26 protein-coding genes, 1 tRNA gene and 1 pseudogene are annotated in these 25,370 nt (G+C 58.6%); 7 read left to right on the top strand and 21 right to left on the bottom strand.

The window, feature by feature from the left end; translation table 11 throughout:
* The first annotated feature begins 362 nt into the window (after positions 1-362).
* A complete protein-coding gene (locus CYB_RS11500) occupies positions 363-1,340 on the top strand; it encodes a deoxyhypusine synthase family protein (RefSeq protein WP_041437570.1) in 978 nt (325 codons plus the stop codon).
* 10 nt (positions 1,341-1,350) lie between these two features.
* Here CYB_RS11500 and CYB_RS11495 read toward each other — a convergent pair whose 3' ends face one another.
* From CYB_RS11495 to CYB_RS11485, 3 genes are read right to left on the bottom strand one after another with little or no spacing between them, the layout of a single operon-like run.
* Positions 1,351-1,917, bottom strand: coding sequence for an ankyrin repeat domain-containing protein (locus CYB_RS11495; RefSeq protein ID WP_011433982.1), 567 nt, complete (start codon positions 1,915-1,917; stop codon positions 1,351-1,353).
* Positions 1,918-1,921: 4 nt separating this feature from the next.
* Positions 1,922-2,740 (bottom strand): MBL fold metallo-hydrolase, encoded by an 819-nt coding sequence (locus CYB_RS11490; RefSeq protein WP_041436742.1) that lies wholly within the window; start codon positions 2,738-2,740, stop codon positions 1,922-1,924.
* A complete protein-coding gene (locus CYB_RS11485; RefSeq protein WP_011433980.1) occupies positions 2,737-3,390 on the bottom strand; it encodes an anthranilate synthase component II in 654 nt (217 codons plus the stop codon). Before CYB_RS11485 ends, CYB_RS11490 begins: the two co-directional genes overlap by 4 nt.
* A 195-nt stretch (positions 3,391-3,585) precedes the next feature.
* Here CYB_RS11485 and CYB_RS11480 point away from each other — a divergent pair, with 195 nt between their 5' ends.
* Both CYB_RS11480 and CYB_RS14125 read left to right on the top strand, forming a co-directional pair.
* A complete protein-coding gene (locus CYB_RS11480) occupies positions 3,586-5,994 on the top strand; it encodes a DEAD/DEAH box helicase (protein ID WP_011433979.1) in 2,409 nt (802 codons plus the stop codon).
* 40 nt (positions 5,995-6,034) lie between these two features.
* Positions 6,035-6,415 (top strand): hypothetical protein, encoded by a 381-nt coding sequence (locus CYB_RS14125; RefSeq protein ID WP_011433978.1) that lies wholly within the window; start codon positions 6,035-6,037, stop codon positions 6,413-6,415.
* Positions 6,416-6,761: 346 nt separating this feature from the next.
* Here CYB_RS14125 and CYB_RS11470 read toward each other — a convergent pair.
* From CYB_RS11470 to CYB_RS11425, 9 genes and pseudogenes are all read right to left on the bottom strand, one after another.
* A tRNA-Ser gene (locus CYB_RS11470) sits at positions 6,762-6,846 on the bottom strand.
* Between the two features lie 74 nt (positions 6,847-6,920).
* Positions 6,921-7,349 (bottom strand): DUF2358 domain-containing protein, encoded by a 429-nt coding sequence (locus CYB_RS11465; RefSeq protein WP_011433977.1) that lies wholly within the window; start codon positions 7,347-7,349, stop codon positions 6,921-6,923.
* Complete coding sequence (locus CYB_RS11460) at positions 7,346-8,143, bottom strand: MBL fold metallo-hydrolase (RefSeq protein ID WP_011433976.1); 798 nt, start codon at positions 8,141-8,143, stop codon at positions 7,346-7,348. The genes CYB_RS11465 and CYB_RS11460 overlap by 4 nt, the downstream gene beginning before the upstream one ends.
* Before the next feature lie 15 nt (positions 8,144-8,158).
* A complete protein-coding gene (locus CYB_RS11455) occupies positions 8,159-9,499 on the bottom strand; it encodes a TldD/PmbA family protein (RefSeq protein ID WP_011433975.1) in 1,341 nt (446 codons plus the stop codon).
* Positions 9,500-9,553: 54 nt separating this feature from the next.
* Positions 9,554-10,903, bottom strand: a pseudogene (locus tag CYB_RS11450) (RNA-guided endonuclease InsQ/TnpB family protein).
* A gap of 4 nt (positions 10,904-10,907) precedes the next feature.
* Positions 10,908-11,321 (bottom strand): DUF4351 domain-containing protein, encoded by a 414-nt coding sequence (locus tag CYB_RS11445; protein WP_238376783.1) that lies wholly within the window; start codon positions 11,319-11,321, stop codon positions 10,908-10,910.
* Positions 11,322-11,368: 47 nt separating this feature from the next.
* A protein-coding gene (locus tag CYB_RS14570) for an IS5-like element ISSoc13 family transposase (RefSeq protein ID WP_076611515.1) occupies positions 11,369-12,111 on the bottom strand; the annotation gives its coding sequence in 2 pieces (ribosomal slippage) (positions 11,369-11,793 and positions 11,793-12,111; 744 coding nt in all).
* Between the two features lie 26 nt (positions 12,112-12,137).
* The gene (locus tag CYB_RS11430) at positions 12,138-12,587 is read right to left on the bottom strand and encodes a hypothetical protein (RefSeq protein WP_011433972.1); all 450 of its coding nucleotides are present in this window, start codon (positions 12,585-12,587) and stop codon (positions 12,138-12,140) included.
* 20 nt (positions 12,588-12,607) lie between these two features.
* Positions 12,608-14,068 carry a TldD/PmbA family protein gene (locus CYB_RS11425; RefSeq protein WP_011433971.1) on the bottom strand — a complete coding sequence of 487 codons (1,461 nt, stop codon included), beginning with the start codon at positions 14,066-14,068 and terminating at the stop codon, positions 12,608-12,610.
* Between the two features lie 280 nt (positions 14,069-14,348).
* On the opposite strand from CYB_RS11425, the gene CYB_RS11420 reads away from it, so the two are divergent.
* Positions 14,349-14,969, top strand: a complete 621-nt coding sequence (locus tag CYB_RS11420) for a uracil-DNA glycosylase (RefSeq protein WP_011433970.1) — start codon at positions 14,349-14,351, stop codon at positions 14,967-14,969.
* Between the two features lie 47 nt (positions 14,970-15,016).
* Here the strand turns inward: CYB_RS11420 and CYB_RS11415 are convergent, their stop codons facing one another.
* Both CYB_RS11415 and CYB_RS11410 read right to left on the bottom strand, forming a co-directional pair.
* Positions 15,017-15,874, bottom strand: a complete 858-nt coding sequence (locus CYB_RS11415) for a methyltransferase domain-containing protein (protein ID WP_011433969.1) — start codon at positions 15,872-15,874, stop codon at positions 15,017-15,019.
* Positions 15,875-16,000: 126 nt separating this feature from the next.
* Positions 16,001-16,795: a CDP-alcohol phosphatidyltransferase family protein gene (locus CYB_RS11410; protein WP_202943701.1), complete on the bottom strand. Its 795-nt coding sequence runs from the start codon at positions 16,793-16,795 to the stop codon at positions 16,001-16,003.
* Between the two features lie 16 nt (positions 16,796-16,811).
* Here CYB_RS11410 and CYB_RS15230 point away from each other — a divergent pair, with 16 nt between their 5' ends.
* A complete protein-coding gene (locus tag CYB_RS15230; RefSeq protein ID WP_187147236.1) occupies positions 16,812-16,961 on the top strand; it encodes a hypothetical protein in 150 nt (49 codons plus the stop codon).
* Between the two features lie 132 nt (positions 16,962-17,093).
* Positions 17,094-18,077 carry an ABC transporter ATP-binding protein gene (locus tag CYB_RS11405; protein ID WP_011433966.1) on the top strand — a complete coding sequence of 328 codons (984 nt, stop codon included), beginning with the start codon at positions 17,094-17,096 and terminating at the stop codon, positions 18,075-18,077.
* 95 nt (positions 18,078-18,172) lie between these two features.
* On the opposite strand, the gene CYB_RS11400 is transcribed toward CYB_RS11405, so the two are convergent.
* The 3 genes from CYB_RS11400 to CYB_RS11395 all read right to left on the bottom strand — a co-directional run bounded on the left by CYB_RS11400 (position 18,173) and on the right by CYB_RS11395 (position 20,431).
* Positions 18,173-19,288, bottom strand: coding sequence for a glycosyltransferase family 4 protein (locus CYB_RS11400; RefSeq protein ID WP_011433965.1), 1,116 nt, complete (start codon positions 19,286-19,288; stop codon positions 18,173-18,175).
* A 139-nt stretch (positions 19,289-19,427) separates the two neighbouring features.
* A complete protein-coding gene (locus CYB_RS15225) occupies positions 19,428-19,568 on the bottom strand; it encodes a hypothetical protein (protein WP_011433964.1) in 141 nt (46 codons plus the stop codon).
* Positions 19,569-19,699: 131 nt separating this feature from the next.
* Entirely contained in the window at positions 19,700-20,431 is a 732-nt protein-coding gene (locus CYB_RS11395; protein WP_041436739.1) for a M50 family metallopeptidase, read from the bottom strand.
* A 176-nt stretch (positions 20,432-20,607) separates the two neighbouring features.
* Here CYB_RS11395 and CYB_RS11390 point away from each other — a divergent pair, with 176 nt between their 5' ends.
* The gene (locus CYB_RS11390; protein ID WP_011433962.1) at positions 20,608-21,240 is read left to right on the top strand and encodes a class I SAM-dependent methyltransferase; all 633 of its coding nucleotides are present in this window, start codon (positions 20,608-20,610) and stop codon (positions 21,238-21,240) included.
* 22 nt (positions 21,241-21,262) lie between these two features.
* Here CYB_RS11390 and CYB_RS11385 read toward each other — a convergent pair whose 3' ends face one another.
* From CYB_RS11385 to CYB_RS11370, 4 genes are all read right to left on the bottom strand, one after another.
* Positions 21,263-22,090 carry a thiazole synthase gene (locus CYB_RS11385; protein WP_041436737.1) on the bottom strand — a complete coding sequence of 276 codons (828 nt, stop codon included), beginning with the start codon at positions 22,088-22,090 and terminating at the stop codon, positions 21,263-21,265.
* Positions 22,091-22,122: 32 nt separating this feature from the next.
* Complete coding sequence (gene thiS / locus CYB_RS11380; RefSeq protein ID WP_011433960.1) at positions 22,123-22,320, bottom strand: sulfur carrier protein ThiS; 198 nt, start codon at positions 22,318-22,320, stop codon at positions 22,123-22,125.
* Positions 22,308-23,576, bottom strand: coding sequence for an FAD-dependent oxidoreductase (locus CYB_RS11375; protein WP_238376781.1), 1,269 nt, complete (start codon positions 23,574-23,576; stop codon positions 22,308-22,310). The genes thiS and CYB_RS11375 overlap by 13 nt, the downstream gene beginning before the upstream one ends.
* Positions 23,577-23,992: 416 nt before the next feature.
* A complete protein-coding gene (locus tag CYB_RS11370; RefSeq protein ID WP_011433957.1) occupies positions 23,993-25,069 on the bottom strand; it encodes an ABC transporter substrate-binding protein in 1,077 nt (358 codons plus the stop codon).
* Between the last annotated feature and the right edge of the window lie 301 nt (positions 25,070-25,370).

Here is a 25,370-nt window from a genome sequence, read left to right as displayed (position 1 = left end):
GCGCCAGGCAATGGCTCGGCAGGAGAAGAAGCCAGCTCAGGAGATTGGACTTCGGCAATGGGCTCGGCTGGCTCGACAGTGCTGACAGGAGGCATGAACCCAACGTGAACAGATAGCGTGAACGGATATAGGGCGGTGATTCGCCACCATTCTGACATGGGCAGGCGATCCCTTTGTCTCAGCCAAGGCCGGGTGAGAACCGGTATGGGATCCCGGCTTCGCAACGCAACCTGCTCCAGCCGACCTGCAGGGGAATGGTTGCCAATACCGATAAAGGTATCCCCAAGCAAAGCTTGTCAGCGCCCCTAAAGTTGATAGACTAGAAAACCGTGCTTCACCAGGTCAGAGTGACCGGAAAAATCGTGACCAACAGCCCCGTCAGCCAATTTATCCAACATCATTTTCGCCACTTCAACGCCGCCGCGCTGGTGGATGCGGCCAAGGGCTACTGTGCTCACCTGGAAAAGGGCGGCAAGATGATGGTGACCTTGGCCGGTGCCATGAGCACAGCAGAGCTGGGCCTTTCCCTAGCTGAGATGATCCGGCAGGGTAAGGTTCACGCCATCTCCTGCACCGGCGCCAACCTAGAAGAGGACATCTTTAACCTCATCGCCCATGAGTTCTACGAGCGGGTGCCCCACTACCGCGATCTTAGCCCGCAGCAGGAGCAGGAGCTGCTGGAGCGGCACCTGAACCGGGTAACCGATACCTGCATTCCCGAAGAGGAGGCGATGCGGCGCCTAGAAAAAGCCCTCTTGGAAGAGTGGATCAGCACCGATCAGGCGGGCGAGCGCTATTTTCCCCATGAGTTTCTCTACCGGATTCTGCGCAGTGGCCGGCTGGAGCCCTACTACCAGATCAATCCGCGGGACTCTTGGGTTTACGCGGCTATGGAGGCCAACTTGCCCATCTATGTGCCGGGATGGGAAGACTCCACCACCGGCAACATGTATGCCGCCCACTGCATCACGGGTGAGATCCGCAATGTACACACCGTCCGCACAGGGATCGAGTACATGATCCACCTGGCGGACTGGTACACGCACACCTCGGCGGAGTGCTCCATTGGCTTCTTTCAAATTGGCGGCGGCATTGCTGGGGATTTCCCCATTTGTGTGGTGCCCATGCTCCATCAAGATCTGGGTCGCCAGGGCGTACCCCTGTGGGGCTATTTCTGCCAGATCAGCGACTCCACCACCAGCTACGGTTCCTACTCGGGGGCAGTGCCCAATGAGAAGATCACCTGGGGCAAATTGGGGATCGACACCCCCAAATTTGTCATCGAGTCGGATGCCACCATCGTGGCGCCTTTGATCTTCGCCTCGGTGCTGGGGTGGTAGAGAAGGGGAATCAATCTGTATGCCCGTCGGTTGAGGCGGAGCGGGGCCAGCGGGACAACAGGGTTGCAGCTTCCCAGCGGCGCAGATCCTGGGCAATGCGCAGGGGCGTGAGGCCGTAGCCGTCCGGCTCGTCGATCTCGGAGCCATGTTCCAGCAGCAGCCGAACGACCTCGGGGTTGCCGGACCAAGCGGCAAAATGCAGGGGAAGGCCACCGGCGCCAAAACGAGCGTTCACCTCGGCCCCTCCCTGGAGCAGGGCTTTCGTAACCTCAGGGTTGCCCAGGCGAGCCGCTTGGTGCAGTGGGCTAGCTCCCCCATGGTCTAGTTGATTGGGATCCGCCCCCGCTGCCAGCAAAAGACGAGCGTTGAGGCCGCTCTCCACGAAAAACAGGGCTGTCTTGCCCCGCTCATCGACAGCGTTGGCGTCTTTCCCCAGCCAGAGAGCCAGTTGCAGCCGCAGCGGGTTGGCTTGGGCCAAGGCTTGTGGATCTTCTGGTAGGGAGTATCCATAGAATCCCAGACCCCCCACTAGCAGGGATCCCAGTCCGACAGCGATTTTTAGGACCTGACCTCGCATAGCCCTATTCCTCAAAGAAAAGGATGGCGAGCCCCTGCCTGGGCAGAGCCTGGGCCGAGAGCAGCAACGGGTTGCTGAGGGCAGGTTGCGGGGCAGCAGCGGGGAAGAGACGCAAAAACTCCTGCAGCGGCAGCAGCTCGCATTGGGATTCCTCGGCGGCGGCCGTGCGATACATGGTGGGGATGACCAGCTTGGGCTGCAGCGCCTCAATGGCCGCCTTGGCCCCGGCAGGATCGTAATTTTTCGGCCCACCCCCCACTGGCACCAGCAACAGGTCGGGACGAGCAAGCAGGATGGACTGCTCCCGCGTAATTGGCTGCAGCGCCCCTCCCAAATGGACAATGTCGATCCCAGCCATGCGCCAGCGCCAACCCACGTTTACGCCAAAGCGAGGGCCACGGGGCATGCGTACTCCTTGCACCCGGATCCCGTCAATCAGATAGTCTCCCGGCTGAAACAGCACCTTGGGGTTGCCGGGCACCACATCCAAAGCACCCTCATCCAACAAGCGGCTGCTGAGCAACACCAGATCGGCAGCAACTCGTGGGGCAGGATAGCCAGCCGTACAGCCCGCCGGCCGAAACGGGTTGACCAGAAACCGTTGGCCCTCCCCCTCGAACAAAACACAACTGTGGTGCAGCCAAGTCAGTTGCAGCCCCTGCGAGCTGGAGCCGGGAGTGAACTCTATAGACCCTGGGGTTGTTGGCGTTTCCGAACCTTGTGCCGGCGCTGTCTGAGCGCCCGCTTTGCGCCCTCTGGCCAGGTTCACGGCCATCGATCCCAGTAGCCCAGCGCTGGCTTGCAGAAGCTGGCGACGCTTCATGGAGTGGGGATCCCTGATGTAACAACGGCAACGGTTTCCTGAGGTTTCTGCGAAACATTGGGCTGAGCAGCAGTTGAGGCTTTGGCGCTGCGCAGGAAGTTGCTCAACAAGCGCTTGCCCTCTGCAGTCAAGATGCTCTCCGGGTGGAACTGCACGCCCTGAACGTGGGGATAGCGGCGGTGGCGTACCCCCATGATGATCCCATCGCCTGTTTGAGCCGTCACCTCCAGCTCGTCAGGACACGTAGAAGGCTCGATCACCAAGCTGTGGTAGCGGGTGGCCGTGAAAGGCTGGCTCAACCCCTCAAACACCCCCACCCCTCGATGGTAAATGAGCGAGGTTTTGCCATGCATCAGCTCAGGTGCGCGCACGATCTGACCACCATAGACCTGGCCAATGCACTGGTGCCCCAGACAAACCCCCAAAATCGGCAGCTCTGGCCCCAGCTCCCGAATCAACTCCAGCGAGATCCCAGCATCTTCTGGCCGCCCTGGCCCAGGAGAGATAACTACAGCTTGCGGCTGCATTCGGCGCAGGTCGTCAACGGAGAGCTGGTCATTGCGAAAAACCTGAAGCTGAGCTCCCAACTCCCCCAGGTACTGCACCAAGTTGTAGGTAAAGCTGTCGTAGTTGTCGATGACGACCAGCACGATAGCATCCGGCAACGGCACCCCATTTTAGCACTTGCTTGAGCTGCTGTTCTTGATCCAAAGAAGCAGAGTAACTGGCGCTTTTTGCAGGGGAGCAGTCGACGCCCCAAGAAAGCTTGTATCCTAGAAGGTACAACCCACAGGAAGCAGTGAATTGGGCGGGTTTCCAGGTTTCCCAATGTTGATTTGGATCCCATGAGTGCGCTTCTCCCCCCGGCAACCGATTTGCTGGACGAGTTGCGGCAGCTTTTCCCCTTCGAGCTGGACGACTTTCAGATCCGAGCCATTCAGGTTCTGGCTGCTGGGGAATCGGTGGTGGTTTGTGCTCCCACGGGATCCGGCAAGACCCTGATTGGAGAATATGCGATCTATCGAGCCTTATCCCAGGGCAAGCGGGTTTTCTATACAACGCCCCTGAAGGCCCTCTCCAACCAAAAGTTCCGGGATTTTGGCCAGCAATTTGGCCCGGAACGGGTTGGCCTGCTCACCGGCGACATTTCCATCAACCGGGATGCACCGGTCTTGGTGATGACCACCGAGATCTTCCGCAACATGCTCTACGGCACACCGATATCCTTGGCAGTGCAAAGGTATGCCTACGGCGAACGCGATGACGGCACAGAATTCTCAGAGGGCGAGGTGGATCCCTTGCGGGATGTGCAGGCGGTGATCTTGGACGAATGCCATTACATGAACGACCAGCAGCGGGGCACCGTCTGGGAAGAAGCAATCATCTACTGCCCCCCCACGATCCAGCTCATTGCCCTTTCTGCCACCCTGGCCAACAGCGACCAGCTCACCGATTGGATGAACCAGGTGCATGGCCCCACCCATCTGATCGACTCCAACCACCGCCCGGTGCCGCTGCAATTTCACTTTGCCAATCGCAAAGGGCTGTTCCCCCTGCTGGAGCAAACCGAGTCGGGGCAGTGGGTTCGCAACCGCCGCTTGAAAAGCAAACGGCCCAACTCCCACGAGCCCTCCTGGGCAGGAGTGCCGGACATAGCGCAGGTGTTGGAAAACTTGCGCCAGCGGGACATGCTGCCGGCCATCTATTTCATCTTCAGTCGCAAAGGCTGTGATATGGCCGTGGCCAGCGTAAGGGATCTGGACTTGGTAGCCAGCGAGGAAGAACGGCAGCAGTTGGCCGAGCAGATCGACCGCTTTTGTCGAGAAACGCCCGAAGCTGTCCGACGAGATCAGTTGGATGCCCTTTACCGGGGTATTGCCGCTCACCATGCCGGCATGTTGCCTGCCTGGAAGGGACTGGTGGAGCATCTGTTTCAGCAGGGGCTAGTGAAGCTGGTCTTCGCCACTGAGACTTTGGCCGCCGGGATCAACATGCCTGCGCGAACCACGGTGATCTCTTCCCTTTCCAAGCGCACCGACAACGGCCACCGCCTCTTGACCGCTTCCGAGTTCATGCAAATGTCGGGCCGAGCCGGACGGCGGGGCAAGGACATCATCGGCCATGTGGTGACGGTGCAATCCCCGTTTGAGGGGGCCCAAGAAGCTGCGCGGCTGGCCACCTCTGGAGCGGATCCCTTGGTGAGCCAGTTTACCCCCACCTATGGCATGGTGCTGAACCTGCTGCAAAAGCACTCTTTGGAAGCAGCACGGGATCTGATCAACCGCAGCTTCGGCCAGTATTTGCTCTCGTTGCAAAAGTTGCCCGAACAACAGGAGATCCTGCACACGCGCGCCGAGCTGGAGGAGATCGACCGTCTCTTGGGAGGCATTGCCGACGAAGATATCGCCCGCTATGAGAAGATGCAGGCGCAACGGCGGGAAGAACGACGCATTTTGCGCTACTTGCTCAAACAACGGGAAGCTGAGCCGGATCCCACCTTGCGGCTGTTGGCCTTTCCCCACATTCATGCCCAAGAGGAAAAAATCCGTGCCCTAGAAGCTCAAATCCGAGAGAACCCCGCTCACCAAGTGGGGAAAAAATTGCTGGGTTTGCGAGAAAAACGCCAGCGCTTGCTCAAGCGCCTCGAGCACCTGGAGCGGCAAAGCGATTCCGTGCAGGAGTTGCGCTGGCAGCAATTTATGGCCTTGGTGGGGGTGTTGCAGGATTTCAACTGTCTGCAAGAGTATCAACCTACCGATAGCGGAGAGGTGGTGGCCGCGCTGCGGGGGGATAACGAGCTCTGGCTGGCGCTGGCTCTGCTCTCGGGTGAGTGTCAGGGCTGTGCTCCCCATCATTTGGCCGGAGTTGTGGCTGCCTTGGTCTCAGAGGCTCCCCGTTCAGGTACCTACAGCCGGCTGCGCACCTCGGGGCTGGTGGAGGATGTGCTGCACGGATTGCGGGGTTTACGGCGGCAGCTGTTCCGCAGCCAACGGCAACACCAGGTGTTTCATGTGCCGATTGGGTTTGAGCCCAGCTTGGCTGGGATCGTCGAACATTGGGCGCAAGGGATCCCTTGGGAAACCCTAGAAGCCAGCACCAACCTAGATGCCGGAGACTTGGTGCGCCTGATCCGCCGCACGCTGGATTTGCTTTCTCAGATCCCTTATGTTCCCCATCTGCCGGCGGAGTTACGGGAAAATGCCCGTCAAGCCCAAAAAATGCTGGATCGCTTCCCGGTGAGCGAGTTGATCTAGCGAGCTCAGACCGTTTGCTGTTCAGTGAGGTTGCAGCTCTATGATGCCCGCCGGTGAACCCACCCTCAGGGATGTGTTGAGTGTTATTGAAGAGATCCGGCAAGATGTGGAAGAGATCCGACAGGATGTGGAAGGACTACGGCAGGATGTCTCCAGAACCAACGAGCGGCTAGAAGCCCTGGCAGCCGATCAAGCAAAGCGCTGGGCCGAGCAGGAAAGACGTTGGGCTGAGCAGGAGAGACGTTGGGCCGAGCAGGAGAGACGTTGGGCCGAGCAGGGGATAGAAAACCGGGTGATCCTAGAACGAATTGACACCTATCAAAAGGCTAGCGCCCAAGTGGTTAACCTGGCTTTTGCCTTGATTGGAGCTGCCACCGTAGCTCTTGTCGGCATCGTCCTACGGTTGGCCGTTAGTCTATAGTCTATAGTCAGCTGGTTCGGCAAAAACTTCGGCAGGCAGGATGGCCTTGCTTCTCTATTCGGCAACTGGTACGGCTTGTCCTTGAGTTTGGCATTCCGAATGGCCATCTCTGACAGGGCCATGTCCCACCCCGTCTGTTATATCCCCTATTGTGTCCCACTTTAGCCTGGATTACAGTGGGTTTCCCCGGTCTATCGTGGACACTAAAAAGCCCAGAAGCCTTGCTGGGTAAGAGCTTTCTGGACTTCAGTGGACGTTATCGGATTACGGAGAGAGTAGGATTCGGTCGCGCCAGCGGGCCGGATGGCCTTACCCACGGTGAGTTGCTCTGACAAACAAGTTCCAGCGGAGAGAGTGGGATTCGAACCCACGGTGAGTTGCCCCACACAGCATTTCCAGTGCTGCGCCTTCGACCACTCGGCCATCTCTCCAGATTGAGAACAGGGGCGACTTTCCAGGAGGGCTAAAAAGTCAGCTTTGTGATCCTAGCAAAGGATGGAAGCTATTAACGGGATCCTTTGGGATCCCCAGGCCGAAACATTTGCAGCAACACTTGCCGGCGAGAGCACCGCCAGTAATCAACATGGGATCCGATCAACCCCGTCTCATTGATCTGCATCTCTGTCCAGCCGGGGATGCACAGGCGGGGACGCCAAGGCAAAGCCAAAGCACCGCTCAGGATCCACTCGGTGCGGATCTGGTTGCCGGTTTGCCGAATATCCTGCAGATCGAGACGGATATCCTGTAGCCAACGCCCTATCCCCTCGATCATGCGGCGATAGCGATCCAAGCCGCGAAACTCGTTGAGGGGATCCCGGAAGTAAACCTGCGGGTCGTAGATCGCATAGGTCTGATCCCGGGGAAAGCGAGCGTAATCTGCCCGCAAGATGGCCACCAGATCGGCGCTAGGCGGGGCTTGGGAAGGAAGGCTCATGTCTTGGCCACGACAGAAAGAGACACCGTTTCCCCAGGGGCGGGGCAACACAACTGGATGGATTGGGACGTGGCGGCATTCAAGGCTGCCAGCTTTTCTCGAAACTCCTGCAGGCTGCCCAAGGGGCGGATCTGGGCGGCAAACCACCCGTGGTAGTCCACCTCTCCCATCGCCGTAGGGATCACCTGCTGGGGGCGTAGGGCTGCCACCACCTCCAGGGCCCGCTCTGGCCCCATGATCACCTCTCCCAAGAGGGGAAAGATCTGCCCCACCACCGGAATCAGTAGGGTATGGATGGAGCCAAACTCCTGCTGCAGCCGCGGGCGGACATCCGGTTGGGAAAGATGAGGCTCGTAGTAAAGCCGTGTCTGAGAGGGCACCTCTTCCAGCAGATAGCCCAGCTCACGGACAGGCCCTAGGGGCGCACCGGGAATGGCCGTGACCCGCAGATCCCCCCAGCGAACAGACTGCCAGGGATCCAGAGCCTGAACCGTTGCAAATCCTAGACTCTTCACGACTCTGGCTGCAGCCGGCGAGGCCAAAACGGGGATCCGCTTATCCAGGCGCTGCAACGTTGGTGGGTGGCAGTGATCCGGCTGGGCTTGGCTGAGGAGGATCCCGTCGATTTTGGGCAAGGTCTCCGGCGTAAAAGGGAGCGGCTGGCGGTGCTCCAGGCGGATGAACCAGGGGATCCCCAGAAACACCAGGGGATCCACCAGCCACGGATCCAATAGGAAGGTTTGCTCCCGGGTGTGGATGAGCCAACTGTTGAGGTCGATGCGGGTCAGTTGCATGAGTTTGAAGTGAGGTTATTGCCCGGTAATGGAGAGATCGGCAACCCAGATGCGGGGACACAGCCCACCCGGTGTGACTTGCGGCTCGGGCTCGACGTAGAAAATCGACTTCAACAGCTCCAGGAAGTCTCCGGCCACCGTGGCCGCTTCGATGCTGATGCGTTCTCCTTGGCGTACCCACCACCCCTGAAACGGCAGCGAGAAGGATCCCTGTAGGGGCTTAACGCCGGCATGAAGCGCTTGCAGCTCATCGATCCAAACTACATTTTCAGCCGTAGCCAAGTCATAGGTGCTCTCCGGCGGTGCCCCGGCAAATACATGGTAGTAGTGGGCGGCAACTGTGACCTTGGCGCCGATGTTGGCATGGCCAGTGGGCTTGGCTCCTAGGCGCTTAGCCGTACCGGCGCTGTGCAAAAAGTGGGTCAAGACCCCATTGGTGATGAGAGGGACACGGCGGGTGGGGGTGCCTTCTCCATCAAAGCTGATCGCTCCCACATTGGTCGGGTGCAGGGCATCGTCACACACCGACAGAAGAGGTGAGGCAATGGTCTTGCCCAGGGATTCTGGGGTGGACAGGCTTTGGTTGTCCAAAATGTTTTGGGCATTGAACACATTGGAGAAGGCGCCCAACAAACTCAAAAAGGCTTCTCCTGAAAAGACCACTGTGTATTTTCCAGAAGGGATCCGCTCGTACTCCAGATGGCTAATCAGTTTCTCAGCAGCTTCCTGCACACAACCCTGGATATCCAACTCATCCAGGCTGCGAGCCACTCGCATGGCTCCGGCGCTGCGGGGTTTGCGACCTTCTTGCTCTGCCTTGCTGTAGAGAAAAACCGAAGCGAGGGTATGCTCCTCTTGTCGCAGGGCTTGGTGGCTGTTGAGGTAGAAGCGGTTGATTTGCCGCTGCGCTAGGCCGTTGTAGGGCACCCCCTGAATGGCGGGATGGGATCCCAGGAGTGCCTTTTCAGCAGCCACCAACTGTTCCAACAAGTCGCCAGCCAAAGCCAACGGCCCTTTGTCGTTACAAGGCTGGGCAATGGGCAGAGTGGCTTCCGGGCTGAATTGAGGGGCATGTTCCCGCACGCCAAAATGGCTGGCTTCAAAGGCCGTTTGCAGGGCCAGTTCCAGCCCCGCCTCATCCACATCGGTGGTGGAAGTTACTCCCACCTGCCCTTGGTCGTTCCAGGCCCGCACCGTCACGCTGCAGCGGTGGGAAGCCTTGACCTGGCGAGGTTCCCCATGATCTACCTGCACGCTGGTTTCATCCACTTGAGCCCCGTAGAGATCAAACTGAGGGATCCCCAGCCGCCGGGCACAGCTTTGTGTCTGTTCTGCCAACACCTCGACTTGCACCATTGCCACTCCCCAAGTTCCTGTTGCCATCCAGCGCCTCTAGTAAACTACCCGCACTCATGCTGACGCAGAGCGCTCCGCACCGCTAAAGCGAAAGAGTGCAGGCTTTCGGTAGCCCTGTAGTTGGCAAGCCAACCACGGACCTCTAGGCTGGTTTACAGCAGCCCCAAGTTTGGCAATCATGTTGGCCCCATTCCAGTCCGCATCCCCTTCCCATCCACAGTGCCCACACTTAAACTGCTTCCCACTGCGATTTTGCTACGCAACGCTGACGCGACAGGATTGCGCAGGGTCGGGATGGATGTGCAAACACTTGTGACAGGTCTGCGAGGTATAAGCAGGCGGAACAAGGATTAGAGAAACCCCTGCAACTCTCGCCTTGTATTCCAGAAACTGCCTCAGTTGGTAGAACGCCCAACTGTTGGCCCTGCGCCGCTCGGCTTTGCTGCGGGGTTGTTGGTTGATACGCTCCCGTATCCCTGTCAAGTCCTCTAAAGCAATAGCGCTATTTGTGGCCTTTGCCCTAGAAACAATAGCTTTAGAGATGCGATGATTGACCCACGTTTTTGCTACGCAACGCTGACGCGACTGAAAGCGTCTCTCCTTACCAGACAGCCGTTGCAACAGTTCTCTGCATCTGCGCCGCGAACTGCGTGTGCCCTTACTGGCTTTGCGTTGGAGTACCGCCCTCAACCGGGAGTAGTGGTCTCGGACTCTGTTCAACTGCTGTCCATTCCAGTTGTCCCCCTCTGACGTATGGGCAATATCTGTCCTTCCCAAGTCCACGCCTACCACCTGAGCGGTGTTCTGCTGTTCCGGTAACTTTGCTTCCACGCAAATCTGGATGGAGTAGGAACCGTCTTTGCGCTTGACCAGAGTGGCCGTTCGCGTCAGCGGACCGGAGGTCTTTTTGGGATTGGAGCCTGCCAACTGTTCTCTCTGGTAATGACCAATCGCCAGCTCAAAGCGTTCTCGACCCTCCACCGTGGTGAGCGACACCGTCCAGTCTTTCTCGCGAAACGAAAAGATACGAGCGTCGTAGGTAGCGAAGCCACCCTTGTTCGCGTTAGCGTCGCGTAGCGACAACGCTTTGACCGGGCGGTTTTTCTGTTGTGCCACCTTGCGAGCAGACGCTACCCGTCTGCATATCTGTTGGTCGCGTAAGCGGGACGTAGTCCTTGCCAAATTACTGGACAAGCCGAAACGGGCACGGATTTCGTAGTAGCACAGGGATTGGAGTTTCAGTGGGTTGACGACTTTCTCGGGTGTGTTTTGGTTGACCCAGTTCAAGGCTTGGCCGTTCGCGTTAGCGTCGCGTAGCGACAAAGCATCCAATGTCTCGTCCAATTTGGCGGCTTGCGACTGGGACACCTTGAGCTTGCAAGAAACGGTCAGGACTTGGGTCATAGCCTTATTGCATTTTACTCACATTCCTCCCGACCCTTGCCCTGTGGGCAGAGAGCGGGGCTCCTGCGGTTTCTAGCTGACGGGCTAGCCAGGCAGTTAAATCCTCCAAGCTGTTGAAGTCCAACAGAGCTTCCCCCAGCGCCTCCAGTTGTGACGTTGACAAAGCCCAAATCTTATTCTCAAGGGCCGGGTCAAGGGATCCCAACTTCCGCCTGAGCAGCCGCAAAACCAGCGTTGCTTCCCCGTGTTGCAATCCCTGTTGTAATCCTTGTTGCAATCCTTGTTGTAGCCCTTGTTGCAGGCCCAGTTGTAGTCCTTCTCTGCGTCCTTCTTTGCGCCCTTCTTCCAGCCCCTCTCGCAGAGCTTCTGCCCGCCACTCTTGGTAGATCACCGATTCCCTCATATCCAAAGACCTCATGATTTGTCGAATCAAACCCCGATCCAATGCTAGGTTGTGTTGATCTTTCATTTGAGCCAAAAGAGAGCACTGACGAGATAGAGAAAACTCAAGAAGTTCCTGGCCAATTTGTCAAAACGAGAAAATAGATGCCGGTACTGCTTTAACTTATGAAAAAAGCATTCGATTAAATGCCTCTCTTTATACAGATGCTTGTCATAATGCCGCTGCGTCTTTCTATTCCTTTTAGGCGGAATAACCGCTTGAGCTTCCCCTATCTTCTCAATCAACTTATCCGCATCATATCCTTTATCCCCAATTACTTTGGTATCCTTTCTCTGCCAGCCCTCTATCAATTCTTCCCCTTGAGTAATATCGCTCTTTTCCCCGCCAGTTATTCTCAATTCCAGCGGATTTCCCAACCCATCTACACTCACATGAATCTTGGTGCTGTATCCGCCTCGGCTTCTCCCCAAAGCTTGCTCCCCTTTTTTCCGGCAGCACAGGAGTGCGCTCGAACCATGGTTGAATCAATAATGAGATGCTCTAAATCAGGGTCGTCAATAAAATACTTGAACATCCGTTCCCACACTCCAAAACGACTCCACCGGTGGAATCTTTGATAGATGGTGTACCATTTGCCATATCCTTCTGGGAGGTAGCGCCAAGGAGCACCGGAACGGGCTATCCAAAGAACTGCTTCAATAAACTGTTTGCAGTTTGCTTCTTTCCCAATGTTAACTCTCTCTTCTGTCTGTAAAAAAGCCAATATCTTCTGCCATTTGTTTTCATCTAAAAAAACCAACTTCATCCTCTTTCCTCTATAAATTATTCCCTCTATCCTAACATAAGATCAACACGACCTAGTCCCGCCAAGACGGCTGTTGCGGCTGCCAATTCCCTTCTCTCACTGGGGTCTGCCAAGCTCTCTAGCTCACTGACCACCTCTCGCAAGGTTTCTGCTGGATCTTCCACCTGGCTTAGAACCCGAAACGGTAGCAGGGCTTGCCGATCCGCTCCGGCCCTCAAATCGCATTCCCACAGGCGGACAACATCGAACTCATGGCTCAGCCTCTCTAGACGAAAAGAGGTCTGGAAAACTCCCTCCGACCCCGTTTTGCGCAAGTCAATCGCGTTAGCGGTGCGGAGCACCTTGACCACCTGCTGCACCGATAGGTGAGGATACCTCCGATAGAGTCGGAGCCGAGCCACTTCTCCCATGAGCCAGCGGGCAAACTGCTCTGGGAAACGCTCGGCCAGATATTTGCAGACGTTGTCATAGGCCATGTCGAGGTGGATCCCTGGAATTAGCGACCGCCCACGGTAATGGAATCTACCTTGATGTGAGGCTGCCCCACCGTCACATAAATGCTGCCGCTGACGGAGCCACAGAACCCAGCTGCCAAGCTGAGGTCTTTGGAACACATGGAGATTTTGGTCAAGATGTCTTTGGCTTCTCCGATCAGGGTGGCTCCCTTGAGGGGTTTGGTAATCTTGCCGTTTTCGATGAGATAGGCTTCTTCGACGGCGAAGTTAAATTGCCCAGTGGGGCCGACGCTCCCTCCCCCCATACGCTTGCAGTAAATGCCTTTGTCGATAGAAGCAAAAAGATCGTCCAGTTCTGCATCTCCGGGGGCAATGTAGGTATTGCGCATACGGCTGGCGGGGGCAAAGGTGTAGTTCTGTCGGCGACCGCTGCCGGTGCGAGGGTGGCCGGTGCGCATTGAGCCAGCCCGATCCGCCAAGAAGTTTTTCAAAATGCCCTTCTCGATCAGCAGAGTGCGCTGGACGGGCATCCCCTCGTCATCCACATCCAGGCTGCCAAAGGCCCCTTCAGAGAGACCTTCATCCCAGGCGGTGAGGTTTTTGTGGGCAATTTTCTGGCCTTTTTTGTCGGCAAAGGGAGTGGTTTTGCGCTCAATCTGGGTGGTTTCCAACAGATGCCCGCAGGCTTCGTGGAAAATGACGCCGCCAAAGGCGTTGGACATCACAATCGGGTAGGTGCCGGATTCCACATAGTCGGCATAGAGCATCTGGCCGGCAGCTTCTGCCAGCTCCCGGCTGTGGGCCTCCAGATCCCAACGGCGCAAAAAGTTGGGATCCCCCGTACCGCCGGAGCGTTGACTGACAGAGGCGCGATGGGATCCATCGGCACAGAGCAGCGTAGAGCTCACGGATTGGGTGAGGCGCACATCCCGCACAAAGGTGCCATCGCTGCAGGCCACCAGAATCTCTTGCCAATCGCGGAAATAGGTGGTGCGGCGGGACTGCACATGGCGGGCTTGGCGACCCAGTTGCTCGTTGGCTTTGAGCAGGATCTCCCCCATCTCCGCAATGGGGCTACATTCCTTCAACCAGCCATCTTTGCGGCGACGCTCGCCGTAGTCCTGCAGCATCTCCAGGTTGATGGCAGAAACCAGCGCTGTGGGGCCGGGAGGGGTGAGGCCCATCAGCGAAAGGCCCTTCTCCAGAGCAGCCTTGAGACCGGCAAAGGACAGATCGTTGGTGCTGACGTAGCAGTCGGCCAAGCCGCGAAACACCCGCACGCCGGCCCCGGTGGAGAGCCGTGGGGTGATGCTGGTGATGGCGTCATCTTCGGCCAGGCAACTGATGGAATTGCCCCGTTCTAGAAAAATCTCCACCAAATCGGCACCGGCAGCCCGACCCCAACCCAACAGGGCAGAGAGGGGATCCCGCCAATCCTCGTCGAAGCGCTGTAGAGTATGACGGTAGTTCAGGTTGGGCAGTTCTTTGGACAAAAGCAGCATGGCAGGCTCAGGGAGTAGAGACGAGCTAAGGCCGGCGCAAGTTTTCGTTTTCTCAGTTTAACAAGGAGTAAAGGTTCTCCCCTGCCGGCAGGTTGGCCTTGAGCTTGACAAGGGCGGGGGAGCAATCGAAGATCGCTGCACAAGGAAACCTCGACTTGCAATGGCTGCCAAGAAAAAACCGCCGGAGCTTCAGCCCAGCCTGTTTGACGATCCCATCGAGCCGCCAGCCCCGGCGGAGGAGACACTCCCCCAGTGGGATCAGATCCCCCTGTCGGCCCAGGTGTCCATCCCCCCCGGCACTTACAGGGATTTGGAGCAACTGAAGCAGCATTGTTTGGTATGCCAGCGCTGCGACTTGGCAGCCAGCCGTACCCATGTGGTGGTGCATCGGGGCAACCCCAAGGCAAGGATTTTAATCATCGGAGAGGGGCCAGGGGAAAGCGAAGACCTGCAGGGGCTGCCTTTTGTGGGCAAGTCGGGACAATTGCTGGATAAAATCCTGGCTTCGGTGGGGCTGGATCCCGAGCAGGACACCTACATCTGTAATGTGGTCAAGTGCCGCCCCCCTAACAACCGCGTGCCCACCCAGGAGGAGATGGACGCCTGCCGTCCCTATCTGTTGGAGCAGATTCGCCTGGTGGATCCCTGGATTATTCTGCTCACGGGGGCCACCTCGGTGCGCTCCCTTTTGGGCGAGAAGCGAGGGATCACCAAGATCCGCGGGGAATGGATCCAGTGGCAGGGGCGCTGGTGTATGCCCATCTTTCACCCGGCTTATCTGCTGCGCAACCCAGACCGCACCCCCGGCAGCCCCAAGTGGTTGATGTGGCAGGACATCCAGGCGGTGAAGCAAAAGTATCTGGAACTCAACGGCACAACGCCACCTCAGCCGGACTTTTGAGCCCATTTTCCCAAGCGCCCCTTCTCCCAAAGGGGAGCAAGGGATCCCTACCTTGGCTGATCCCCAGGTTTGAACCCAGTCAAGAGGCCAAAGCGGAGCAAGCCGGTGGCATAAGCCTGACGCATCAGGCCCAGCCCCAGCGCCCCGCGAACGGTAACCCAGCCGCTGCGCAGCAAAGCCCAGATCCAGCGCCAGTCGCGGGCAGAAGCGATCACCTCATCCCAGAAAGGGGCCACTCGCTCCGACCAGTCGGCGCTGCGCACCTGCTCAAAGCCCACCTGTTGGGCCAGAACCTCGTAGCCGGAGAGGCTGATCACATAGGGTAGGCAGTACACCTCGTAGATTTTCTGCAAAAGCTGTTGATCCTGCCGACTCAGGGATCCCTCGCGGTGGCACCAGGTCACCACCATCAACTGCCCGCCCGGTTGCAAGACCCGCCAGCATTCGGCCAGAAACCGCTGCTTATCCGGCATGTGCTCGCCGCTTTCCAAAGACCACACCAAATCGAAGGTGTCGGCTGCAAAGGGCATCTCCAGAGCATCGGCCACCTGAAATTGCACCATGCTGCTCAGGCCGGCCTCTTGGGCGCGCTCCCCGGCCCGCTTGGCTTGGACGGGGCTGAGGGTAATGCCCGTAACCTGTGCCCCGAAGCGCTGGGCTAATTCCAAACTGCTCCCCCCAATGCCACAGCCAAGATCAAGAATGTGCTGGGGAGGGCAGGGATCCCCGATCTGGCCCCACTGGATAACCCTATCAATCAAGTCAATCTGAGCTTGGCGGCGATCCTTACCGGTTTGGCCCGGCTCGTAATAGCCATGGTGCATGTGCTCCCCCCACACCCGCTCCCAGAGGCCGGAGGAGGCATCGTAGAAGTGGCGAATGCGTTGGTTGAGGGTGGAGGTCACGGCGGCAGATCTCGGTCTATGGCTTTCTCATTTTGGATCCTCTTGCCCGGTGGGGCTTGATGGGGAGGTCTTGAAACCCGATTCGCGTCAGCTGGACGGAGCCATAGGGACAGACTCCTTCCGAACTCACCTTGGAGCAGAAAGCGATCCCAGCGCCCAAACCAACCGCTGCACAGCACTCAAGAGCACCAGAATCGCCATCAGCCCAAACAAGCCCACCATGTACTCCGGGAAAAGGAAAAACAAGCCGTAGAAAAAGATGGTTTCGCTGCCCTCGATAAGCCCCGACGGCATACTTAAGCTGGTCAGTTCATCCAGGGATCCCGCCCCGCCGGAACCATCTGTCCTCATTGACCCGCAACGCTGTCGCGAACGCCGTTTTTCCAACAGCCCTGCCAAATACATCCAGGAGCAAAGGTTGATGTAAAAGCTGGCCAGCATCAGAGCCAGAGAAGCATAGCCCAGCAGGGATCCCTGGTGAAAGGCCAGCCCCAGGGGAACGACTGCGTAGACCACCACGTCCAGCAGCATATCCAGGTAGCCCCCCAGATCGCTTTGCCGTCCCTGCAGACGAGCCAACGTGCCGTCCAGCCCGTCCATAAACCGGTTCAGCAACCACAGGCCCAGCCCCCACCCGTAGGCCCCGTAAGCTGCCGCTGTCCCAGAGGCCAGGCCCATGGCAAACCCTGACAGGGTAATGGCTAGGGGATGCACCTGTTGGAGAGGGGTTTGCAGCACTGGAGCCAACAGCCGCTCCTTCCACTGCCTAAGCACCTTATCCAGCAAGAAACACTCCTTTCTTATTGCTCTGCAACGCTGTTGCCGATGATCACCACCGGCTGGGATCCCAGAGGCCAGAGGCACAAAACCTCTGGATTCAATTTTCTTGCTCCGCACCGCCAACGCGATGGAAATCATCATCCCAGAATCATCCCAGATGATGAGAATGCTACTGAAGGGAGGTCAGAGCAAAGTGCTGTGCCTACGGCAAAGGAACCGCACCGCTGTTGCGAATGAAGCGGATACCTACGCGGAGTATGTTTGCTCTGGCCCCTTTCCTCTACCGGAAGTGCTGCGGCAAGCCTAGGCTGGGACAAAGCCTGTGGGTAAACTAAAGGTTAGGCTGGGTAGCCTATCGCCTGGCGGACTGTGTGCTCCTTAACTCGGTGTTCGCGGCACCTTTTTCTCCCTCAACTCCAACATACCTACGAGCGAGTCCATGAGCGAGACCCCCACTTCCCCAGCAGAAGCGTTCGCGGCACCAGAGCCGGTCATTGCCATCACCGGCCTGACCAAAACCTATCGCACAGGATTTTGGCTGAACAAGGTGGTCAGCCCCCTCAAAGATTTTTCTCTGACTGTGGCCCGCGGAGAAACCTTTGGGCTGCTGGGGCCCAACGGGGCCGGGAAAACCACCACCATCAAATGCCTACTGGGCATTGTGGAGCCCACCCGCGGCAGCGGCACTTTGCTGGGCAAACCCCTGGGGGATCGCTCCATCAAGCAACAGGTGGGATATTTGCCGGAGAACCCCTATTTTTACGATTACTTGACGGCATGGGAGTTTCTCCAGTTTGCCGGCAAGGTGTTTGGTCTGCCCAATAGCCTGTTGAAGGAGCGGATCCCGCAACTGCTGGAGCTGGTGGGGCTTTCTATAGATACGGCCCGCAAAAAACAACTGCGCACCTACTCCAAGGGCATGCTGCAGCGCACTGGCATGGCCCAAGCGCTGATCAACGACCCAGAGCTGGTTTTTCTGGATGAGCCGATGTCGGGACTGGATCCCATGGGCCGCTATCAAATGCGCGAGATCATTCTGTCCCTCAAGCAGCAGGGCAAAACGGTGTTTTTCAACAGCCATATCCTGGCGGATGTGGAAGTTATCTGCAACCGAGTCGGCCTGATCATCGGCGGCAAATTGGTGCATCAGGGAACTTTGGATGACTTGCTGGGAGAGAGCAAAAGCTATCGGGTACAGGGGCACGGTGGCGCCGTCGAACAGTTCCGCGACCGCCTAGAGCACTTCTCGATTCAGGGATCCCATTGGTCGGGGGAATGGAGTGGATCCCTACCGGAGTTGCTGGCCCTTTTGAACCAAGCGGGGGCACTGGTCACCGACTTGCATTGGCAACGGCAATCCCTAGAAGAATTCTTTGTGGAGCAAGTGCGGGCCATTGAAGGGGATCATCCGGTCTCTGCCTAGGCTGGCCGTTCGCACTGGTGCTATGGAGAACCCCGAGAGCAGGACGGAGTTCTGCCCTGAGTATTTCCCAGTAGGGGACTCTGTGCTCCGCACCGCTAATCGGCGGCAATAACAGCCCGGTAGTAGCCTTCCAACTGTTGGGTGGCTGCCGACCAGCTCCAGCGTTCTGCCTCTTGGCGGGCTTGCTGTCGGAAGAGCTGTCGCTGCCCGACGCTGCTCAGGAGTTGCTGGGTAACCTGGACAAAGTCGCTATCCGAATTGGGATCGAACAGAAAGCCATTGCGCCCACTGTCCACCACATCGGTAATGCCGCCGCAGCGGGGGGCGATCACCGGACAACCGGCAGCCATGGCTTCCAACAGAACCAGCCCCAAGGTCTCGGTGCGGGAGGGGAACACGAACAAATCCGCCGAAGCAAAGGCCGCTGCCAGAGACTCTCCCTGTAGGTAGCCCGTAAACACCACATCGTGGCCGGCAAAATGTTGCTCCAGGGATCCCCGCTCTGGCCCATCCCCCACAATAGCTAGGCGCGCCTGTGGGATCCGCTCTAGCAACACCCGGATCCGCCCTACTTCCTTCTCAGCCGAAAGCCGCCCCACATAGAGCAAAAGAGGCCGTTCCGGTTGCCCTGCGGTGAGCCGAGCCCGCATTTCTGAACTGGCCGCCTGGGGATGAAACAACTCCGTATCCACTCCTCGCTGCCACAGCTGCACCCGCTCAATGCCGTGGGCGCTCAGCTCCTGCATCATGGCCGTCGAGGTGCAAAGATTGACCCGCGCCAAATTGTGCCCCAGCTTCAGGAGATTCCACAAAACCCCCTCCAGAAAGCCCAGCCCATAATGCTGCAGATACTTCGGCAGATGGGTATGGTAGGAGGCCACCAGCGGGATCCCCATCGTCTGGCTGTAGTAGAGGCCCCCCAATCCCAAAACTGCCGGGTTCACCACGTGGATCACATCCGGTCGGAAACGGCTGAGCAACTTGCCGATGGCCGGGCCGGGGGCAGCCAGCTTCAACTCTGGATACAGAGGCAGCGGCATCCCCGGGATCCCGTAGACCCGTGCCCGTGCAAACCGCCGGGGGGCTCCCCGGGGCGCGACGATGAGCACCGAGTTGCCTCGAGCGGTTAGGTGACGCACCGTGTGGCAGAGGCGGGTAACGATGCCATCCACCTTGGGCAGAAACGTCTCCGTAAACAGGGCTATGCGCATCAGGGATCCCAAGCCTACTGTTATTGCTCCGCAACGCTGCTGCGACCGCGCTACTCGGACGGAGCCCTTAAAGACTCTAGAATGAGTGTTGCACAAAACGACAACGCCGCTACGACTTCCGTCAGCAGACTTGAGTACCTCACTCCACCGGAAAAGAATGGGGCGTTGGCTCAGGTTCGGTGAAAGTCTGCACCTGGCTTTGGCCAAGCGTATCTGCGGCGGTTTTGCTGATCAACAGTAGGGTCGCCGCCAGGGCCAGCCCAATAACATCCCGCCACATGCTCCACTCCTCAACTCCTCACTCCTCTTGCCCATTACTGTAGCGGCGGTTTTCTCGACTTGGCAGGGATAGAGGACGGATTTTTACATAACACGAACCACTGCCAAAATTGCGGCTTTGCCCCCTGCCGGCTAGTCCCGGAACGTCAGCTGCAAGCTGGTTATCAGCAGCACCAAAGAAGAGACCGCCATCACCCCTCCCCAAAACCAGTAGGGCAAGAACAAGTTTTGGGCAATCTGGCTGGAATCGGAGTGGATCACCTGACCATTGATCACGGCAGAGGCCGTAAATAAGTAGTCAAGCTGGTGGTAGGTGCTCACACAGGCCTGCACCCCCAAAAATTGTGCAGCGAAGCCCCGCAGCCAGGGGGAGGCCCAGCGAGCTACCGCCAGGATCCCCAAACCCATACCCAAGAGGAACAGGAGGCCAAAGGGAGAGCGAACCCAGAGCAGCGTCGATAGCAACAGCAGGGATCCCAGAAGTACCAGCCCCAACCGAGTTGTGCTGTGGCGGCGGGAGGCAAGGATGAACAGGGCCCCAGCCAGCGGCGGCCCCATCGGCCCAGCAGCGGCCACCAAAGCTTGCCCCACCCGTCCCAAAAACAGCTCGCCACTGTGAATGGCCAGCCCCGAGCCGTCGGGATAGATCTCCAGACGATGAAACTCCCCACCCAACAGCACTGCCGTCAAGCCGTGGCCCATCTCATGAAACCAGGTGGCCAGAATCGTAAAGGGGTAGAGGATATAGTTGCCCCAGGGGAGCTGCCAGAGCAAGACCGTCAGACCTGCAGCAGCCACCAACCAAACCAAGCTGTGCCGGCCAGGTTTCTCGGAAGGGGAGGGAGGCAGCTCAAACTGAGTCATAGAGCAGCAGTGGGTAGACAGAAAAAAGCCTAAAACGCCTCGTCTTCTTAGACGACTGCCGGCAGAGGAGAGTTCCAAGCCAACCCCGAGAAAATCCAGAAAAACATATGTCTCAAACCAGTTTGCAATGGATGTAGGTCAGGTAGGCTGAAAAAGACTCTGAGGGATCCCTGTCTGTGGCCACCTTCCTGCGCGACTGGAGCTACCGCTTTCCCTGGCTTTACCGCAGCATCAGCCGCGGGGCTGCTCTGGCGGTGGGGGGATACGAGCGGTTGCGGAGATTGCCCATGCAAGGGATCCAGATTCATCCCCAGGAGCGGGTGTTGGATCTCTGCTGTGGCCCGGCTGAAGTGACCCCACTGTTGGCGGAGCTGAGCCAGCAGGTTATTGGGTTGGATGCTTCACCAAGAGCCCTGGCAGCGGCCCGCAAACGCCTCCCCAAGGTGGAATTTGTGGAAGCCTTTGCCCAGGATATGCCCTTTCCCAATGCCAGCTTTGATTGGGTGCATACCAGCTTAGCCCTGCACGAATTGTCCTTCGCAGATTTGGAGCAGGTGCTGCGGGAAGTGTGGCGGGTGCTCAAGCCGGGGGGAGGACTCTTGATTCTGGATCTGCACGCGCCTCGACAACCCTTGATCTGGCCTGGGCTGGCCCTCTTTTTGGCCCTGTTTGAAACCGAGACCGCCTGGGAGCTACTCAAGCTGGACTTGCCCGAGCATTTGCAGCAGCAGGGGTGGCAATCCATCCGGCAGACCCTCCACGCTGGGGGAGCTCTGCAGGTTATCCAGGCGCGAAAGCCTGCCGCCTGAGCTGCACCCCTGAGAGCGGCAGTCAGCCCTGGTGCCAAAAGGGAGTGCCGAGGACAGGCGTACTGGGCTGAGCTGTTTCCTGAGGGATCATGGCCCCGGCCAGGTAGGCTCGGCGGCCTGAGCGCACCGCTTCTGCAAAGGCCTCGGCCATGGCCACCGGATCCCGGGCCAAGGCCACCGCCGTGTTTAGCAGCACCCCGTCGAAGCCCCACTCCATCACCTGGCAGGCATGGGAGGGCAGGCCCAAGCCGGCATCCACGATCAGCGGCGCCTCGATCCGCTCCCGCAGCAGGCGCAAGTTGTAGGGGTTGAGAGGGCCTTTGCCGGTGCCGATGGGGGCCGCCCAGGGCATCACCACCTCACAGCCAGCATCCAAAAGCCGCTGGCAGAGCACCAGGTCGTCGGTGCTATAGGGCAGCACCTTAAAGCCGCGCCGGACCAGCTCAGCAGCAGCAGTGGGCAGTTGCACGGGATCCGGCTGCAGCGTGTAGTCATCCCCAATCAACTCCAGCTTGATCCAGTCGGTGCCGAACACCTCCCGCGCCATCTCCGCCGTTGTGATCACCTCCTGCACGCTGTGGCAGCCGGCGGTGTTGGGCAGAACTGGGATCCCCATCTTCTGCAACAGAGCCCAGAACCTCTGGGAAGTTTCTGGCCCCAGTGCCCCTTGCCGCCGCAGAGAAACCGTCAACAAACAGGGCTGCGCGCGCGCCACCGCCTGCTCCAAAATGGCCGGCGAAGGGTAGCGAGCCGTACCCAACATCAGACGGCTGGGTAACGGTTGGCCGTAGAGAACCAAAGGATCCTCATCGGCCAGAGTTGAGGGAGAGCAATGGAGAAGGGTGGACATGGCTGAGGCAGATAGAAAAGCGGACTTGAGCGCTAGCCGCCGGCAACCGGAGTGACGATCTCCACCTGGTCGCCTTCTTGCAGACGGGTTTGCTCGTATTGGGCACGCGGCACAAACTTCAGATTAACCGCTACCGCAAAAGGGCCGCTGGCCCCCACCTGAGCCACTGCCTCGGCCAAAGTGGTGCCTTCCGGCAAATCGTAAGGCTTTTGGTTGATCAAGACACGCATGGCGACAGGGACTCACCGGCAAGAGGGGCAGCCTGCACCTGAAAGGGGATCCCAAGCTGCTGCGCCAAGCGGCAACTGCCGTGGTGGAGGTACTCCAAAACGGCATCGTGAATGGCGGGGGAGATGAGGAAACCATGGCGGTAGAGGCCGTTGATCTGCAACAGCCGCGGGGAGCGCTCCACCACTGCGGGGAGATGATCTGCCAAGGTGGGGCGACATTGGCTGCCTAACTCCAGGATACGCGCTTCGGCAAAGGCAGGATGCACGGCGTAGGCGGCGCTGAGCAGCTCCAGAGCCGAGCGGACACTCACCGGCGAGCGATCTTCAGATTCGATTTCGGTAGCTCCCACCACAAACAGGTGCCCCGGCTTGGGAGCGATGTAGATCGGGTAGCGGGGGTGCAACAGCCGGGTCGGGCGCCGCAAAGATACTTCCGGGGCATACAGACGTACCACTTCGCCCCTAACTCCCCGCAGCGGTGCCTGTCCGCCCCATTCTTTTCGGGATCCCAGGCCGCGGCAGTCCAAAACCCACCCGCCGGTTTGCTCCTGCCAAGCTCGCGCCTGCTCCAGATCCCAGGGGCGGCCCCACTCCACCTCCACCCCGTGCTGGCGCAATTTGGCCAGCAAAGCAGCCAGCAGTTGGCGGTTGTCCAGTTGGCCCTCCTGGGGAAGATACAGGCCCTGCGCAAATCGCCCGGCTACCGATGGCTCCAGCTCGGCCAGAGCCTGAGCATCCAGAGGCTGGGGCTTAGGGAGAGCGGGAAGGCGCTCCACCACAGCGGCCAGCAGGGACGAGAAACGTCTGGCTTCCCCGGCATCTTGGCGGTGCCAGAGGATCAAAGTGCCCTCCTGCTGAAAGAAAACCGGCTCTGGCAGGCTGGCCAGAAGGGCGGGCCAGCGGGAGAGGGCATAGTACCCCTGGGCCACCACACTGGCTTCGGCGACGGCGGACTCGGCCAAAGGAGCTAGCATAGCAGCGGCAAAATGGGCAGCGCTGCTCTCAACAGCAGCAGCAGGAGCCGCCTCCACAATGCGGACGGGATGCCCAACCTCGACAAGGCTGGCGGCCAACAAACGCCCCATCAGCCCAGCCCCGAGGACAAGGATGGGATCCCGCTGCGCTGCCCAAGGCAAAGTGATCCCTACTGCTGACGCAGCAGCGGATGGGCCCGTCAGGCTGGCTGCCGGATTTGTCAGAGAAGAGGAGGGTGGAAGGGTTAAAGTGCCCCGCACCACTGGCACGATGGATTCCATACTGGATCCCATGATAGGCTTTCCAGCTCGGCGATGAATCTGCTCCCACCTGTGCCTGCATTTGTTGATGGAGTGCTGGGCCAAGCTTCGCTGGAACGCCTTTTCACTTGGAGCTTTTTGTTTGATCTCGCTGTTGGTCTCCGGGATCCGTCTGGGGGTGCCGGTGTTGCTGGCGATGTTGGGGGAGGTGATCACGCAGTGTTCTGGCATTCTCAATTAAACCGGAATGAAACATTTCCCTCTAGCCCCCTTCTCCCCCTGAGAGAAGGAATGGGGGTGAGGGCAGTGGCGCGGAGCGTTTAGGGGGTGTCTCAATCTAGTTTGAAATGACTATAGTTCCCCTCTCCCTTGGTGGAAGAGGGGCTGGGGGCGAGGGGGGATCCCTTGGGCTGAGAAGCGCCAAGGGTGGAAGTCCGTCAGGCAGTGTAGTAGGCAGTGCCTTTATTGACGAAGTCCAGCGTATAGGCAGCCCGGTAGTTGATGGTTGGCTCAAATACGCCGGCCACCGTCATGCTGTCGAAGAAGTCTTGCCAGCGTTTGTCGGTCATGGCGCCAATGCCTTTTTCCAACGCATCGCCGGACAAGATGATGCCGTACTCCTGCAATTTCTCGAAGCTGTAGGCCAACTGGGCATCGGTCATCTCCGGGTTGTCCTGCTTGATCAAGCGATAGGCCGGACGGGGATCCTCCAAGAAGCTGTACCAGCCTTTGATAGAGGCATCCACGAATCGCTCCACCAAGTCGGGCTTGGTTTCCACCAGTTGGCGACGGGTTTCGATGGTGGTGGCATAGGGTTTGTAGCCCAAATCCGCCAGGAGGAAGACCACCGGCTCAAATCCCCCTTCCCGTTGGATGGCAAAAGGCTCGGATGTCAGATAGCCTTGCTGAGCTGAGCTGGGATCCGCCAAAAAGGGGCCGGGGTTGAAGTTGTAGGGACGAACCTGATCGTCGGTGAAGCCAAAGCGGGCCTTTAGGTAGGGCCAGTAGGTGGCAAGCCCCCCTTTCGAGACGAAAATGGGCCGGCCCTTGAGCTCTTCAAAGCGCTGGGTGCCGGGGTGGGTCATGATGATCTGCGGGTCTTTTTGAAAAATGGCCGCCACGCACACCAAGGGGATCCCTTCTCGCACAGCATTGATCACCCCTGTGCTTCCCCCCATGGCAAACTCGGCAGCTCCACCGGCCAAAACTTGGGTGATGTTGATGCCAGGGCCACCCATCTTGATGGTCACATCCAGGCCATGCTCGCGGTAGATGCCGGTCGCCACCGCCTGATAGAAGCCCCCATGTTCCGCCTGAGCATACCAGTTGGTAGCATAGGAAACGCGATCCAGGCCGGATCCCTGAGCCACGATCAGGGTGGGAGAGGGTTTGCGCTGAGCTTGGGCACCCCCTGCCGCCAACAGACCGCCCCCAAGGGCTGCGGCCCCCACTTTGAGAAGCTGACGGCGGCTCAGAGCCTTGGTGTTCGAGTCAGAGGGTTGAGACGAAGCCATAATCCATTCTCCCTAAGCTAATCCTTGCAAGGTGTGAGGGGGCCAAAGATGCAGGTACAGCCTATTGAGGGGCTACGGATACGGTTGTAAACCTACTTGTTCTAAACCTCATCGGAGTCAAGCCTCAGAAACACGATGTTTTGTATCCCTTAAGTTTTGTATCCCTTAATTTGTGAACAGGCTGTAACTTGCGACACCCCATTAAGCCAGAAACCCTTGGACAGAGCGGTATCTCCGGCTACCGGTACTTGCAGACGAGATCCGCCGGCATTGGGTTCCATCGGCGGGAGGCCAAGCTGCC

It is taken from the genome of Synechococcus sp. JA-2-3B'a(2-13), assembly GCF_000013225.1.
In the GTDB taxonomy this organism is placed as follows: Bacteria; Cyanobacteriota; Cyanobacteriia; order Thermostichales; family Thermostichaceae; genus Thermostichus.
The sequence above is the reverse complement of the archived record's forward strand: the minus strand, read 5'-3'. Positions and strand labels throughout refer to the sequence as shown.

Bases quoted from the DNA above. Each gene is read 5' to 3' on its own strand.
- thiS (WP_011433960.1), bottom strand. From the start codon at position 22,320: ATGCGTGTCTTGATCAACCAAAAGCCTTACGATTTGCCGGAAGGCACC.
- CYB_RS11400 (WP_011433965.1), bottom strand. From the start codon at position 19,288: ATGCGCATAGCCCTGTTTACGGAGACGTTTCTGCCCAAGGTGGATGGC.
- CYB_RS11460 (WP_011433976.1), bottom strand. From the start codon at position 8,143: ATGCAACTGACCCGCATCGACCTCAACAGTTGGCTCATCCACACCCGG.
- CYB_RS11425 (WP_011433971.1), bottom strand. From the start codon at position 14,068: ATGCTGCTTTTGTCCAAAGAACTGCCCAACCTGAACTACCGTCATACT.
- CYB_RS11410 (WP_202943701.1), bottom strand. From the start codon at position 16,795: ATGATGATTTCCATCGCGTTGGCGGTGCGGAGCAAGAAAATTGAATCC.
- CYB_RS11405 (WP_011433966.1), top strand. From the start codon at position 17,094: ATGAGCGAGACCCCCACTTCCCCAGCAGAAGCGTTCGCGGCACCAGAG.
- CYB_RS11465 (WP_011433977.1), bottom strand. From the start codon at position 7,349: ATGAGCCTTCCTTCCCAAGCCCCGCCTAGCGCCGATCTGGTGGCCATC.
- CYB_RS11455 (WP_011433975.1), bottom strand. From the start codon at position 9,499: ATGGTGCAAGTCGAGGTGTTGGCAGAACAGACACAAAGCTGTGCCCGG.
- CYB_RS11395 (WP_041436739.1), bottom strand. From the start codon at position 20,431: ATGACTCAGTTTGAGCTGCCTCCCTCCCCTTCCGAGAAACCTGGCCGG.
- CYB_RS11445 (WP_238376783.1), bottom strand. From the start codon at position 11,321: ATGAGGTCTTTGGATATGAGGGAATCGGTGATCTACCAAGAGTGGCGG.
- CYB_RS11370 (WP_011433957.1), bottom strand. From the start codon at position 25,069: ATGGCTTCGTCTCAACCCTCTGACTCGAACACCAAGGCTCTGAGCCGC.
- CYB_RS15230 (WP_187147236.1), top strand. From the start codon at position 16,812: ATGATGAGAATGCTACTGAAGGGAGGTCAGAGCAAAGTGCTGTGCCTA.
- CYB_RS11480 (WP_011433979.1), top strand. From the start codon at position 3,586: ATGAGTGCGCTTCTCCCCCCGGCAACCGATTTGCTGGACGAGTTGCGG.
- CYB_RS14125 (WP_011433978.1), top strand. From the start codon at position 6,035: ATGATGCCCGCCGGTGAACCCACCCTCAGGGATGTGTTGAGTGTTATT.
- CYB_RS11375 (WP_238376781.1), bottom strand. From the start codon at position 23,576: ATGGAATCCATCGTGCCAGTGGTGCGGGGCACTTTAACCCTTCCACCC.
- CYB_RS11430 (WP_011433972.1), bottom strand. From the start codon at position 12,587: ATGGCCTATGACAACGTCTGCAAATATCTGGCCGAGCGTTTCCCAGAG.
- CYB_RS15225 (WP_011433964.1), bottom strand. From the start codon at position 19,568: ATGTGGCGGGATGTTATTGGGCTGGCCCTGGCGGCGACCCTACTGTTG.
- CYB_RS11490 (WP_041436742.1), bottom strand. From the start codon at position 2,740: ATGAAGCGTCGCCAGCTTCTGCAAGCCAGCGCTGGGCTACTGGGATCG.
- CYB_RS11495 (WP_011433982.1), bottom strand. From the start codon at position 1,917: ATGCGAGGTCAGGTCCTAAAAATCGCTGTCGGACTGGGATCCCTGCTA.
- CYB_RS11385 (WP_041436737.1), bottom strand. From the start codon at position 22,090: ATGTCCACCCTTCTCCATTGCTCTCCCTCAACTCTGGCCGATGAGGAT.